Annotated in this window: 13 protein-coding genes and 1 pseudogene; 1 reads left to right on the forward strand and 13 read right to left on the reverse strand. The window is 67.0% G+C overall.

Features of this window, described 5'->3' with window-relative positions; genetic code table 11:
* Nucleotides 1–272 (reverse strand): annotated as a pseudogene (locus NU1_RS25685) (acyltransferase); the annotation flags it as partial.
* A gap of 212 nt (nt 273–484) precedes the next feature.
* Here NU1_RS25685 and NU1_RS25690 point away from each other — a divergent pair.
* Nucleotides 485–1,888: an outer membrane protein assembly factor BamB family protein gene (locus NU1_RS25690; protein WP_307644823.1), complete on the forward strand. Its 1,404-nt coding sequence runs from the start codon at nt 485–487 to the stop codon at nt 1,886–1,888.
* Between the two features lie 85 nt (nt 1,889–1,973).
* Here NU1_RS25690 and NU1_RS25695 read toward each other — a convergent pair whose 3' ends face one another.
* The 12 genes from NU1_RS25695 to NU1_RS25750 all read right to left on the reverse strand — a co-directional run.
* Nucleotides 1,974–3,173, reverse strand: coding sequence for a class I SAM-dependent methyltransferase (locus NU1_RS25695; RefSeq protein WP_067525124.1), 1,200 nt, complete (start codon nt 3,171–3,173; stop codon nt 1,974–1,976).
* Between the two features lie 3 nt (nt 3,174–3,176).
* The gene (locus NU1_RS25700; RefSeq protein ID WP_067525126.1) at nt 3,177–4,154 is read right to left on the reverse strand and encodes a class I SAM-dependent methyltransferase; all 978 of its coding nucleotides are present in this window, start codon (nt 4,152–4,154) and stop codon (nt 3,177–3,179) included.
* A 47-nt stretch (nt 4,155–4,201) separates the two neighbouring features.
* Entirely contained in the window at nt 4,202–4,969 is a 768-nt protein-coding gene (locus tag NU1_RS25705; RefSeq protein WP_067525129.1) for an enoyl-CoA hydratase-related protein, read from the reverse strand.
* Between the two features lie 288 nt (nt 4,970–5,257).
* On the reverse strand, nt 5,258–6,229 hold the full coding sequence (locus NU1_RS25710; RefSeq protein WP_067525141.1) for a DUF5996 family protein: 972 nt from the start codon (nt 6,227–6,229) through the stop codon (nt 5,258–5,260).
* A 135-nt stretch (nt 6,230–6,364) separates the two neighbouring features.
* Nucleotides 6,365–7,135, reverse strand: a complete 771-nt coding sequence (locus NU1_RS25715) for an NUDIX hydrolase (protein ID WP_067525143.1) — start codon at nt 7,133–7,135, stop codon at nt 6,365–6,367.
* 160 nt (nt 7,136–7,295) lie between these two features.
* Nucleotides 7,296–7,757 carry a hypothetical protein gene (locus tag NU1_RS25720; protein ID WP_067525131.1) on the reverse strand — a complete coding sequence of 154 codons (462 nt, stop codon included), beginning with the start codon at nt 7,755–7,757 and terminating at the stop codon, nt 7,296–7,298.
* Between the two features lie 408 nt (nt 7,758–8,165).
* Nucleotides 8,166–8,999: an ABC transporter ATP-binding protein gene (locus NU1_RS25725; RefSeq protein ID WP_067525133.1), complete on the reverse strand. Its 834-nt coding sequence runs from the start codon at nt 8,997–8,999 to the stop codon at nt 8,166–8,168.
* A 54-nt stretch (nt 9,000–9,053) separates the two neighbouring features.
* Nucleotides 9,054–9,260: a hypothetical protein gene (locus NU1_RS25730; protein ID WP_067525135.1), complete on the reverse strand. Its 207-nt coding sequence runs from the start codon at nt 9,258–9,260 to the stop codon at nt 9,054–9,056.
* A gap of 126 nt (nt 9,261–9,386) precedes the next feature.
* On the reverse strand, nt 9,387–10,148 hold the full coding sequence (locus tag NU1_RS25735) for an aminoacyl-tRNA hydrolase (RefSeq protein ID WP_067525136.1): 762 nt from the start codon (nt 10,146–10,148) through the stop codon (nt 9,387–9,389).
* A 106-nt stretch (nt 10,149–10,254) separates the two neighbouring features.
* Nucleotides 10,255–10,773: a protease inhibitor I42 family protein gene (locus NU1_RS40650; RefSeq protein ID WP_169815140.1), complete on the reverse strand. Its 519-nt coding sequence runs from the start codon at nt 10,771–10,773 to the stop codon at nt 10,255–10,257.
* Between the two features lie 116 nt (nt 10,774–10,889).
* Nucleotides 10,890–12,197: a phosphoserine phosphatase SerB gene (gene serB, locus NU1_RS25745; protein WP_067525138.1), complete on the reverse strand. Its 1,308-nt coding sequence runs from the start codon at nt 12,195–12,197 to the stop codon at nt 10,890–10,892.
* A 348-nt stretch (nt 12,198–12,545) separates the two neighbouring features.
* On the reverse strand, nt 12,546–13,671 hold a 1,126-nt coding region (locus tag NU1_RS25750), incomplete at its 5' end, for a cytochrome c oxidase subunit I (RefSeq protein WP_067525145.1).

The raw sequence follows: 13,671 nt of genomic DNA on the forward strand, positions 1-13,671 counted from the left end.
CCGATATGCACCCACTTGCCGATCTCCATGCGGCCGAATTCCGGTGTGGCGTGCACCTCGACATTGCGACCCAGGAAGACCATGCCGCGCAATACGATGTGCGGATTCGACAGCTTGAACTTGAACAGCCGGTAGTAGCGCACCAGGTACCAGGGCGTATACGCGCGATTGGCCAGCACCCACTTGAGCGAGGCGATAGTCAGAAAGCGCGCCTGTTCCGGATCCCGGCGACGCGACCCCCGCCAACGCGAGCGCAGCGGTGCGCCCCACATGCTCGTCACGAAGTGCTCCTGTTGTGCTCGATCGCGCCGCCGCCGCTGTGCGATATCGATACCGCCGGATCGGCGGCCCGGCGCGGACTGCTGGGTCGTTTAGACGAGGGTATCGGTCCCGTTCACCGGGCGCGAAAGTAGGCTGTGCTCCGGCTGCATCAGCCCCGACCAAGAAACCGAAGACTCGGTACCGGCAGAAGGGACACCAGCAGGTGCGAAGCGGCAGGCGGCAGACCGGATGGAACGAGCAGCGACCCGGTGACCGCACCCAGGCCCGATCCGGCGTGCACGCACTACCGCCGGAATCGCCACGGTTCGTGCCGCCGCGACTCGTATCGCGTACAGCGGTGCTCGGATTGGCGGGGTTGCTGGCGTTGACCGGCTGCGGTACCGATGTCGACGACATCACCGTCGGTCCCGGCAAGGGTTGGCCCGCCGCCTTCCACGACGCCCGCAATAGCGGTAGCAGTCCGGTCACGGGATCGCGGGCGCTGGCCCTGGACTGGTCACGCCCGGTCGGCGGCCCGATCGCCGCACCGGTCACCGTGGGACCGGATGGGCAGATGTTCGTCACCACCCGTACCTCGACCGACTGCGTGCTCTTCTCCTTCCAGATGCGCACCGGACGCAAGCGCTTCTGCAATCCCATGGGGCCCAGCGCGATCTACGCCGGATCCGCGGTGGACGGCGGCACCAATCTCTACATCGGCGAAGACGGCGGTATGAACGCCTACAACGCCCTCGGGCAGCCGCGCTGGCGCACACCCGTCGCCGGGGTGCCGGTGTCGGTGCAGTTCACCGGTAACGGAAATGTGCTGTCGGTGACCCAGTTCGGGCAGGTCGATGTGCTCAGCCGCCAAACCGGCGACCGGATGGTCCCCACCTATCAAATGCTCGGCGAACCCGATGCCCTGGAGAATCCGGGTCTGAACCGTCCGCCGGACGGTCAGGGGCTCGACGAGTGCGCCGTCGGCGGCCCGCAGTGCTCCATCGCCAATGTCTCCGCCGTCGACCAGGACACCGGACGCTTCTACGCCACCGTCTGGCGGCCCGGCGAGGGCACCGCCGAACTGGTCGCACTGCGGTACGGCGACAAGAGGATTCGCGAGGAGTGGCGGGCGGCCATGCTGACCGAGGGCAGCGCCACCAGCCCCGCGCTCGCCGCGGACGGCTCCACGCTCTACGTGGGCGACAATGCCAACCGGCTCATCGCCGTGGATACTTCCGACGGCCACACCAAGTGGACCCGGGATCTCGGCTTCCCGCCCCGCGGCGGCTTCTCCATCGCCGATGACCTGATCATTCCCGCCGGTGACGACGGCTATCTCCTCGCTGTGCGCGATCTCGGAGACACCTCCGAAATCGCCTGGGAGCGCAAGGACCTCGCACTGCGTGGCCGACCCGTCCAAACCGCGGGCGGTACCGGCTACACGGTAGCCAGTATCGGCGAAACCCTCACCCTGTTCACCTTCGACACCGCGACCGGCGCGACCGTCGACTCCGATGAGCTGCCCGGGGCACAGGGCACCACGGAGGGCACCTCCGTCGGGGCCGAGGGTGAAGTGGTGGTGGCGACGAAGATCGGCGAACTGTTCGTCTTCAAGCCGGAGAAGTAGCGCCCCGGAATTCTGTGCGGCGTAAGAGGCTTCGACCCATCGCGACGTATCGGTTGGTTTGGAGAAGCAATCATGAGCACACCACTCAGGGCGTGGCACAGAGGAAGACCGTCGGGGTGCGGCCGATGCGGGTGATGATCAGCGTGTGCGGTTGGGAGCCGCGCGGTTTGATCCTCGTGCGCAGGGCGTCGGGGTCGATATCCACACCGCGGGTGAGGATTTCGAGGGGGCCGCAGTCGCGGCGGTGGAGTTCGGCGCGCAGCGGCTTTTCCTTGTAGTCCATGCGGTGCAGGATGCGGAAGCCGCGGACACCCTCGGGGACGGTGTCGCCGGTGAGGTAGGCGATGCGAGGATCTAGTTGCCACAGGCCGTGTTTCGCGGCGTAGTGGCGGACCAAGCCGGCGCGGACCACCGCGCCGTCGGGGTCGATGATCCATTCGCCGGGCCCGCGCTCGCCGATGTCGTCGGGATCGGCGTCGGTCATGCTCCACGCCGGGCCCGACGACGAGAGGACGGTGGCGCGGCGGGTTACGCCGGGTTCGGTGAGGCCCGCAGACCACAGGCAGGCTTCGCGGACCGCACCGTCGAGGGAGACGACCTCGATTTCGCCGGACCAGTCGAGACGGTCGAAATCCAGTCCGGGAGCGCACTTTACGGCCAGATCGCGGCCGGAGTAGGCGGCGAGCAGATCCGGCAGTGGGGGTTGCAGTTTCGCTGGATCGTGGGTGCGGCGGCCGTCGGCACGGCGGGCCGGGTCGGCGATGATCACCTCGGCGGTGCTGCACGGGACGAGCGCATCGGCCTTGGCCAGCACCACATTTCGAACGGCCTCGCGCACACCCTCCGAGTGCGCGCCGGTGGCCACGCGCAGGTTGTGAGCGGCGATATCGAGCCGCACCGGGTCCAGGTCGCTGCCGATCACAGACGGGCAAACCTGTGCCAGCTCAACGAGTTCCGCACCGATGGAGCAGGTGACGTCATGGACGGTGCGGCCCGCCAGACGCAGGGCGCGCTGCCGAGCCACCGCCGTGGGCGTCGCCTGCTGTAGCGCGTCGTCGGTGAACAGCCACTCCCCCGCATCAACCAACTTCACACCCGCACGGCGACGCAGCCGCACCGTCTCCACGAGAGCGGCCGACCGGTCACCGAATTCGCGGCGCAAGCTCTCGAGATCGCGCAGCAGGGTCGCCGGAGTCAGGGTCAGGCGATCGGTCTCGGCAAGCGCGGCCGATCCGGCCGCGCTACCGAGATACGCGACATCGTCGCGGGAGAAGCCGTAGCCCACCGACTATTTCGCGGCCGCACCGGGCTTCACGCCGGTGATCATGACGTTGTAGAAGAACTGCCGCGGCACCACATGCCGCAGTACCTTCTCGTCCAGCTTGCTCAGGCCCAGCCACGCCTTGTACTGGGCCAGGCGGTAGCGCATGGTCAGCTTGGAATCGGGAACCGCGGCCTCGAAGGTGCGCACCGGCCAGCCCCACAGCGCGGCGGCGAACTCCTCGGTCTTGGCCCGCACCTCGACCGCGCCCACGCGGGAGGCAATGGCCTCCAGGTCGGTGGGGTCGAACGTGTGCAGATCCACCACGGCCTCCAGGGCGGCGGCGCGGGAGGACTCGTCCAGTTCCTCCTGCGGGCGGCGCCAATCCTTGAGGAAGGGCAGCTTGGTGATCTCGGTGGTGACCTTCCAGGTGGCCTGGCCGAGACGGCGGGCATAGATATTGCCGATGGTGGTCGGCTCACCGGCGAAGACGAAGCGCCCGCCCGGCTTGAGTACCCGCAGGCATTCCTTCAGCGCCAGCTCCACATCCGGAATGTGGTGCAGCACAGCGTGACCCACCACCAGATCGAAGGTGTCGTCGTCGTAAGGAATGGTTTCGGCATCGGCGACCCGGCCGTCCACATCCAGGCCGAGGTTCTTGCCATTGCGCGTCGCGACCTTGACCATGCCCGGGGAAAGGTCGGTCACCGAACCGGACTTGGCCACGCCGCCCTGCATGAGGTTCAGCAGGAAGAAGCCGGTGCCGCAACCGAGTTCGAGCGCACGCTCATACGGCAGCGGCGCATCCGGGACCACGGCATCGAAACGGCCGCGCGCGTACTCGATGCAGCGCTCGTCGTAGGAGATGGACCACTTGTCGTCGTAGGTCTCCGCTTCCCAGTCGTGGTAGAGGACCTGCGCGAGCTTATTGTCGGTGAGCGCGGCCTGGACCTGGGCCTCGGTGGCGTGCGGGTTCGGCGCTGGGTCGTCAGGACGAGCAGTCATGGAGGGCAGCCTAATGAATCACCGGATAAGCCCGCAGATCGGCCCGGTCAACGGCCGGTGAATCGCGCCGATCCGGGACCGTCCGCCAAATAGGAACGTGTTCCAACCTGCTGATCTTCGGTGCCGAACAGCTCCGACCACTCGGTGCGGGCGCGGTCGTGGCCGTGCGTCCCGGCCTCGAAAACGCGCTTGGCGGCTGCCAATGCCAGTGCCGGGCCCGCGGTGAACTGCCGCGCCCAGCGCAGTGCGGCCTCGAACACATCATCGGGGGCGACGACCTCGTCGACCAGGCCGATGGCCACCGCTTCCTCGTGGTCGACGAACCGGCCGCTGTAGACCAGGTCCTTGGCCCGCGACGGGCCGATGAGCAGACTCAACCGGCGAATCCCGGACAGCGGAATCAGCCCCGCCGCGATCTGTGGCAGACCCAACTTCACATTGTCGCCAATGACGCGACGATCGGCGCCCAACGCCAGTTCCAAACCCGCACCGAGTGCGTACCCGCTGATGGCCGCGACGGTCGGCTGCGGAAGCCGGGCCAGGCATCCGAGTGCCGATTGCAGATCCTTGGCCAGGGCCGACGCCTGCTCCGCCGTGAGTCGCGCCAACTCGGCCACCGCGTCCCCGGCGGAGAACACCCGCTCATCGCCGTAGACCACCACGGCCCGCACCGATGTGTCGGTCCCGATCCGCTCGGCCGCTGCCGCGACTTCGAGGGCGACCTGCAGGTCGATCAGATTCATCGGCGGGCGTGCGATCCGGAGTACGGCGATACCCTCCGCCACTCCCCGGTCCACGGTCACGAATTCGGCCACAGCCCAGAAGAGTACTGCCGTACCACCGCGCCGCCCCGGTCACCCGCGATCCGGGCCTCGATCATCCGACCGAGCCACCGGGCCGCGCGTTCGGATCAGCGCTGCGCTCGCTTCTCCACCAGGGCAGGCAGCCCACAGACGCTGCCCCGCGTGACACCCGCCTCGCCTGCCGCGGCTGCGGCGCGCTATCGGTCAGCCCACAGGACCGGAGTGCCGCCGCGAATCCGGTGACGAATACCTGGTCAGTGAGTCGTGGGCACGGCACCCGATCGGATTCCCGACGTCCGATCAGTCGTTCCCGCGGGGATAGGGCTCACGCAGGACCGGGTCGGTGATACCGCCCCGGCACGATAGGTTCGGCACGTCCCATCCCGCGAGTTCGGAGCCACGCCCGTAGACGAACTGGAAGAACTCGAGCGCCGCCCCGACCGGATCCGGGCTGTTGCGGGCATCGTCGTAGGAGAAGTAGGCGGCGTGCGCCGATCCCGAATCCACCCACCGCGCCTTCGCGGGCTCCACCGCGATATCGGTCAGCCCCTTGGGCTCGGGCGCGACGTAGGAGTAGAAGGTCGGCTCCGGCACCTTGTCGTCACCGAACCAGAACCCGGCGCTGATCACCTCGCGCGAATACGCCTCACGCGTCACCGGGTCCACGCTCTCCGGCATATCGATATGCCGCGGCGCGAACCGCTGCACGGCGATATCGAAGGTGTGCCAGAACACCTGTACCGGACTGATCTTCCCGGAGAAGGTCGCGCTGAACTCCTCCAGAATCCGCCCGACCTGGCTGTACACGCGGAACGCTTGCTGTGCCTTGGCCGGGTCGTAATCGGCGTGCTCGGTGTCCTCATCGAACGGCCGACCGTGATCGGGCAGGTCGTAGGGCGTCGGATGCGCGATGGTGACGTCGATGCCGAGCTCTCGCAGCGCCGCCATGACACCGGTGTAGAACGTGGCCACCGACTGATCGACCAAGGGTACGTCCACGCGCTGTCCGCCATCGGTCTCGATCCGCAGCACATGATCGAAGAAGTCGAACGCACACGTGAATACCGGCCCGCTCCGCGCGGAGCCGAGCGCCACCGTGGTCCAACCGCGCGCGGTGAGGCGGAAGGTCATATGCCACCAGTGGTTGCGGCGGATCCCCTTCTCCAGCGCGACCTTCCCAACGATCTGGCAGAAGCGGTGCAGCGTCTCCTTGGTCGGCCGCCACGACTCCAGCGGAAGGGCCGGGAGGGGCTCATTCGTCACCTGTGCCATCAGTCCGCACCTTTCGTCGGGGTGTTCACCGGGATCCGCCACAAAGTCAGCGAACCCAGCGTAGCCCCGCCGCACGGCGGCCAGGTGTACCTGTCCTGTCGGGGATTGCAGACCACCGGGGGCCGCGAACCCCGGTCAGGGCCGCCGCGAACCGCGCAGGCGCGCCCCCTCGGGCAGGTCGGCGAAGTACTTGGCGGCATCCGGGAAGGCGAGGGTCGGGCCGCCGCTGGCGGGGTCGTAGACCGGCATGATCGGCTCGATTACGGGGGTGGCGGCCAGAATGTCGGCGGTGGAGCCGAATTCGGCGAGGGCGACCAGCTGGGACCAGGTGGGTGGGAGCAGGACGTCCAGGCCCGACTTCCAGCGCTCGATGGCCTCGGCCGGGGTGGACCAGGTGACGATCTCGGCCTCGGAGGTCGCGCCGTCGGCGAGTTGACCCGCGGGCAGCACCGCCACGAAGAAACGGGTGTCGTAGCGGCGGGTCTCCACCACTGGGGTGACCCAATTCGCCCACGGGCGCAGCAGATCCGCGCGCAGCACCAGCTTTTCGCGGGTCAGGAATTCGGCGAAAGACAGTTCGCGGCGCTCCAACTGTCCGCGCGCCTCGGCGTAGACCGCGGTCTCGCAGACGACGGTGTCGGCGGTCGGCCCGGCCAGCAGGACGCCGCATTCCTCGAAGGTCTCGCGGACCGCCGCGCAGACCAGCGCTTGCGCGCGCGGCGCGTCGATACCGAATCTCTCACCCCACCAGGCGGGTTCGGGCCCGGCCCAGTCGAGCTCAACGGAGGCGTCCGAGGGATCGACCCCGCCACCCGGGAACACGGTCATTCCCGCCGCGAACGCCATGGCATTCACCCGGCGCTGCAGGAAGATCTCCGGCCCGTTCACACCGTCACGCACCAGCATCACCGTGGAGGCGTCCTTGACCGGGGCCACGGCGGGCTGAGAATCGGACTGCACTGTCTCGCTCACCTTTCGCACCCTAACGTTTGCTCGGTCATGGGGACAGGGCGGTGCCTCGCTGCCAGCCCCTACGCCCGGCGGCCCCGAGTCGTGGACTGCCGATCTACTCCACCAATCGCACGGAGCCGCTGCGGGTTTCGATGGTCAAGGGCGCGGCCGGGTCGGCGCGATGCGACCAGGTGCCATGCATCTCACCGGTGCGGTAGTCCTGTACCTGACTGTTCACCCCACCGGCTACCGACCAGGTGACCAGGAAGACACCGGATTCGAGAGCCACCACGGCCGCCGGTGCGCTCGGACGGCTGTCGGCGGAGATGCGATTGTCGGTGTGCACGGCGGTGACGGACTTCGCATCCGGCGCGAAGGTGAGGGTTTCGGTCGCGCCGGTGTCATAGGCGATCCGCACGATCTTGCCGTTCAGGTCGGCGGGCAGAGCCGCCGGTGCGAGACCCGCCGGGGTTTCCGAGCGCGGGGAAGCCTGCTGCGGTGGCGGCGGATCCGCCACACAGGCCGCACCCGCGAGTGCGATCGCGACCAGCACCACCGAAATGAGCGTCCGACGCATCGCTGCTCCCTCCGTCCGCGACGACTCCGCCCTGGTCGCCCTCCGCGCTGAGTGTTCGCCGCAGTGCGGCTACACGATAGCGATCGTCGACGACGCCCAGTTGGACTCGACACCAACGATGTTGCGGACAGTTTGCCTTCCCATCGCTATCGGTGCAAAGGGAGCACGCCGTACGAATGCGACGAACACCGTTGAACGTGCTGAGCATGGCACCGAATCAGCGGTCGCGTGTCCGGAATCGAGCGAAGCGAAACACCCGTAATCCCGACGTGTTTCAGTCGAGATCCGGTCCCGTCAGCAGCGGTGGTGGATTCCTGCCGAGCACATGCCGGAATGACAAGGGGCGACCCACCTGAGCGGGAAGGAGAGCGCACGACGGCCCAGCGGATTGCCGGGAGGCGCTAGCACTCAACGGGTGCGGTGCCGCCCGAATCGCTGTGCGCGGCGGGCGAAGTAGCGGCCGTCGATGCGGTCGAGGGTGATGGATTGCCGGAAGGCACTGCTGAGGTTCTCGGCAGTCAGGACATCTTCGAGCAGGCCCTGCGCGACAACACTGCCCTCATTGAGCAGCATGCCGTGGGTGAATCCGGGCGGAATCTCCTCCACGTGATGGGTGACCAGCACGGTGGCGGGGGCATCGGGATCGGCGGCCAGATCGCCGAGGCGCTCCACCAGTTCCTCACGTCCACCCAGGTCGAGTCCGGCAGCGGGTTCGTCGAGCAGTAGCAGTTCCGGATCGGTCATGAGGGCCCGCGCGATCAGTACGCGTTTGCGCTCCCCCTCGGACAGGGTGCCGTAGGCGCGATCGGAAAGGTGTTCGGCCCCCAGGCTTTCCAGGACATCCACGGCCCGTTCGGTATCCAGCTCGTCATAGCGTTCGCGCCAGCGACCCATCACCGCGTACCCGGCGGAGACCACCAGGTCGCCGACCTTCTCGTCGCGCGGAATCCGGCTGGCGACCGCGGCCGAGGAGAGTCCGATGCGCGGGCGTAGCTCGTTCACGTCGACCTTGCCGAGCGTCTCACCGAGCAGATTCGCCGCACCCGAGGTGGGGTGCATTTCGGCGGCGGCCATCCGCAGCAGGGAGGTTTTCCCGGCTCCATTGGGGCCGAGTACCACCCAGCGTTCGTCGAGTTCCACCTGCCAGGTGACCGGCCCGACGAGGGTATTACCGGAGCGTCGGACGATAACGTCGTTGAAGTCGATGAGCAGATCAGGATCCGGTTGCGGCACGGGGTCCATCTTGTCTCACACCCGGCGGCTCGCGTCAACGTGGTAGGCGATCACCGATGCGTGTCACAGTCCGCTCGGGCGACGGTCGCGCCCGAATTCGTCGGTGGGACGGTCGAATTCCCGGTCGTACTGCCGTAGCTCGGCGCGCTCGGAATCGGTTAGCCGTGGTCGCGGATCTACCCGCGGTCCGCGAAACATGCGTGCCAGAATCAGCGCCGCCGGAATCGAGAGCAGCACCCACACGATCAGAACAACCAGCAGAGTCGTCATCTCCGTGTTTCCTCCCTGGGAAACTCGTGCACCGATCCTTGCCCAGCTAACCGGGGAAGTCGATACCCTCAGCACACATGGGTCAGTGTGGAGACCGTTCGGTCCATCGCTGGGACACTGTCTCCGTCACCGTCCCGGCACCGCGATAACCGTCATCGAACCCGGTGCCACCTCGGTGAACCCGGCATCGCGGACCGCTACCGCACTGCCCTCGGCCACTTGTTTCCGCAACCGCGTCCAGTGACCGGGATCGGCCTCGGCGACGCCGCAGCGGAAACCACGCTCGGCCCAGATATACGCCTGCTCCACCGATAGCGCACCGGCAAGCAGCATGCTCGCATGTCCAACCTGCGCGGCAGCCTTACCCACTGTCATACCCAATTCGGCGTTCACCCATAGCATCGGAACTTCCGGATCGGGATCATCGGGCTCGTCCACCGGTAGTTCGGTACCACCGATCTGCAGGCGTTTGATGCGCGGATCAATCGATCCGACCGGCCCGGGCACGAAGGCCCGCGCCTGCGCGCCATCGATATCGACGGTCACCCCGTCGACCTCCTGTGCCACCAGCCAATGCGCGCCCCGAGCCCGCCGCGCCACCTTGCGAATCCGGGCGCGCTTCCACGCGAGATAGCGCTCCTCCCATTCGCCCTCCGGCCCGACGCGTTCATCCAGACACAAGGCGACCGCCGAGGCGGCCGCTGCGGCAAGTAGCGAGCTACGCCGGGGCGGATCGACTTTGGGAATGTGCAGGACCATTTGCATGGCCTGTACGAGGGCGGGATCCGCGGGGTCTCCGGCACCGCCGTAACCCCGCGCGAGTTCCGCGTGCCGGGCCTGGAATCCGGCGAGCCCGGCAGCGGAGTCACATTCGAGCGATTCGACCACTATCCGACAGTAATGGACGGTGAGCGGACTGCGAATCGGCGGGCAGGCACGCCTGTCGGCGGGCGCCGCTCCGTCATCCCGGCGTGGGGCGGAGCGGAATTCGCGGCTACTGCACCCTTACCGTCAGGGTGAAGCGCTTATCGGAATCGACGGGCTCCTCCCACGGCCGGAAATAGACGAGTTCGAGTGTGGTGTCGCCGGGCTTGCCCGCCTGGAAGGACCAGATCGAGGTTCCACCACCGCCGACGTGGCCCTCCGGCTGCGGATCGGGCTTGTACTCCGGATTGCCGTCCTGCTTCAGGGTGTCCTCGTCGACCTTCTGGACGCTCCACGCGTATCCGGTGGAGTTGTTCGCGGGCAGCCGCACCACCAGTTTCTGGTCGGGGACCAACCGCACCTCGGTGCCATCGGCACTGTCATCGACCGTCAGGGGCGCGGCCGTGGGCGCGGTGGTCGAGGTCGCGTGCTCGCCACTGGAGGTCGGCTGCGCACTGCTCGACGTGGGCTTGCTGGATTCGGCGACCACGGTCGAGGTCAAGGGCTGGTGATCGCTGTCCGAATCACCATTCGAGCAGGCGACCAGAGATAGACCGAGCAGGGCAATCAGGACGGTTGTGCGCACCACGAGTTCTCCGATCGGCGAACGGCCAGTTACCGCACAGCGTATCGGCGGGAAACGAAATACCGGTCAGCCGTGCGGAACCGGGAACGCGGATTCTCGAGTGCCCTCGGCACAAAGATTCAGCCGAGCGGTACGCGGCGCAAAATCCCATCGTGGGCATCGGCGGCCTCGATCTCTTCCCGAGTCACACCGAGGATGAACAGCACCGCGTCCAGGTACGGATGCGACAGCGCCGTATCGGCCACCTCACGCAGCGCGGGTTTGGCCTGGAAGGCAATACCCAGCCCCGCCGCATTGAGCATATCGATGTCATTGGCGCCGTCACCCACCGCGACGGTCTGCTCCATCGGCACCCCGGCCTCGGTAGCGAAGCGCCGCAGCGCAACGGCTTTCGCGGCGCGGTCCACGATTTCGCCGACCACCTCGCCGGTGAGTTTGCCGTTCACCACCTCGAGGGTGTTGGCCTGTACGAAATCGAGTTCCAGCTCATGGGCCAGGGGTTCGATGACCTGTCGGAAGCCGCCGGACACAACGCCGCAGCGGAAACCGAGACGACGCAGGGTGCGAATGGTGGTGCGGGCGCCCGGGGTGAGTTCGATCTGTTCGGCCACCTCGTCGATGACGGAGGCGTCCAGGCCGGCCAGGGTCGCTACCCGCTGACGAAGCGATTCGGCGAAATCGATCTCACCGCGCATGGCGGCCTCGGTGACCTTGCGGACCTCCTCCTCGACACCGGCGTGCGCGGCCAGCATTTCGATGACCTCACCCTGGATCAGAGTCGAGTCGACATCGAACACGATGAGCCGCTTGGCCCGGCGCGCCAGTCCGGCGCGCTCCACCGCCACATCGACGCCTTCCTTGACCGCCACCTCGGCCAATCCGGTACGCAGTCGGGTCTCGGCGACGCTCACGTCAGCCCCGAGGGCGGCCCGCGTACCCGCGGAGGGGTCCTGCGAGTCGTCCAACGGCACCGAGACAGCGTCGGCGGACGGCGCGGTGACCATGAGTTCGAGACCGGTCACCGGGTAGTCGGCGATACCGCGAATGGAATCGATATTGACGCCCTGACCGGCGAGTTTGCGCGAGATAGCGCTGAACGCGCGCGCGGTGACCGGACTACCGATCACCACCACCGCGTGGGTGGAGAGTTTGGCTCCGGCGAAGCTGTTCGCGCCATTGGTCCCGATTTCCACATCGACATTCATGCCCACTGTGGCCATGGCTTCCTCGAGCTGTTCCTGCAGCGCCTCCGGATCGTTGGGACACGACACCAGAACACCGAGGGTCAGGCGGCCGCGAATCACGACCTGCTCCACATCGAGGAGGCTGACGGCATTATTGGACAGCGCGGCGAGTAGCACCGATGTCACGCCCGGCTTGTCGGGTCCGGTGACCGTAACCAGAACCGTCGTGTCAGACGTGCTCAATCGAAACTCCGTTCATCGCGTGTGTCCGCAGCCCGTCGACGTGCGACGGCGGGCTCATTCTTTCAGGTCGGTGCCGAGCTTTCCGCGCCGACTGCCATCGCGGTGGCCGGTATCACCCGCCTGTTCCCTGGCATCTCGCCCCACCCGTCATCCTGGCACGTCACGCGCCGTCATCCCGGAGTGCTTTTGGCCGGGATCCACAACCTCGCGAAGTGTGGATTCCGGCCAAAAGCATGCCGGAATGACGGGGGTCTCACGCCGGAATGACGGGGGTGCTGTCGCCGAAATGCGAACGCGGCGGCCGTCAGTGAGACGGCCGCCGCGTCACGGCATAACAACCAGCGCGGGCTAGCTTGTGACCTTCGCCTCGTGGACGGTGTGCGCCTTACCGCCCCAACCGACATGGGCCTCGGCGCGCATGCGCTCGACCATGTGCGGGTAGTGCAGCTCGAACGCCGGACGCTCCGAACGCACCCGCGGCAACTCGTAGAAGTTGTGCCGCGGCGGCGGGCAGGCGGTGGCCCACTCGAGGGAGTTGCCGTAGCCCCACGGATCGTCCACGGTCACCACTTCGCCGTAGCGGTAGGACTTGAAGACGTTCCAGATGAACGGCAGCATCGACGCGCCCAGGATGAAGGCGCCGATGGTCGAGATGGTGTTCAGGTTGGTGAAGCCGTCGGACTCCAGGTAGTCCGCGTAGCGACGCGGCATACCCTCCGCACCCAGCCAGTGCTGCACCAGGAAGGTGGCGTGGAAGCCGACGAAGGTCGCCCAGAAGTGCCACTTGCCCAGGCGCTCGTCCATCATGCGACCGGTCATCTTCGGGAACCAGAAGTAGATACCGGCGAAGGTGGCGAACACGATGGTGCCGAAGAGCACGTAGTGGAAGTGCGCGACCACGAAGTACGAGTCGGTGACGTGGAAGTCCAGCGGCGGCGACGCCAGGATGACACCCGAGAGACCACCGAAGAGGAAGGTCACCAGGAAGCCGATCGACCACAGCATCGGTGATTCGAAGGTCAATTGCCCTCGCCACATGGTGCCGATCCAGTTGAAGAACTTCACACCGGTCGGAACCGCGATGAGGAAGGTCATGAACGAGAAGTACGGCAGCAGTACCGCGCCGGTGGCGTACATGTGGTGCGCCCACACCGCGATCGACAGCGCCGCGATACCCAGGGTCGCGTAGACCAGGGTGGTGTAACCGAAGATCGGCTTACGGCTGAAGACCGGGTAGATCTCCGACACGATGCCGAAGAACGGCAGCGCGATGATGTACACCTCGGGGTGGCCGAAGAACCAGAACAGATGCTGGAACAACAGCGTGCCGCCCGAGGCCGGGTCGTAGATGTGGCCGCCCAGGTGTCGGTCGTAGGCCAGGCCGAACAGCGCCGCGGTGAGCAGCGGGAAGGCCAGCAGTACCAGCACCGAGGTCACCAGGATGTTCCAGGTGAAGATCGGCATGCGGAACAGC

It is taken from the genome of Nocardia uniformis NBRC 13702 (assembly GCF_001613345.1).
Taxonomy (GTDB): Bacteria; Actinomycetota; Actinomycetes; order Mycobacteriales; family Mycobacteriaceae; genus Nocardia; species Nocardia uniformis.

Excerpts from the sequence above, each read along its gene's own strand:
- NU1_RS25730 (WP_067525135.1), bottom strand. The coding sequence starts at position 9,260 with ATGACGACTCTGCTGGTTGTTCTGATCGTGTGGGTGCTGCTCTCGATT.
- NU1_RS25710 (WP_067525141.1), bottom strand. The coding sequence starts at position 6,229 with ATGGCACAGGTGACGAATGAGCCCCTCCCGGCCCTTCCGCTGGAGTCG.
- NU1_RS25720 (WP_067525131.1), bottom strand. The coding sequence starts at position 7,757 with ATGCGTCGGACGCTCATTTCGGTGGTGCTGGTCGCGATCGCACTCGCG.
- NU1_RS25725 (WP_067525133.1), bottom strand. The coding sequence starts at position 8,999 with ATGGACCCCGTGCCGCAACCGGATCCTGATCTGCTCATCGACTTCAAC.
- NU1_RS25700 (WP_067525126.1), bottom strand. The coding sequence starts at position 4,154 with ATGACTGCTCGTCCTGACGACCCAGCGCCGAACCCGCACGCCACCGAG.
- NU1_RS25715 (WP_067525143.1), bottom strand. The coding sequence starts at position 7,135 with ATGCTGGTGCGTGACGGTGTGAACGGGCCGGAGATCTTCCTGCAGCGC.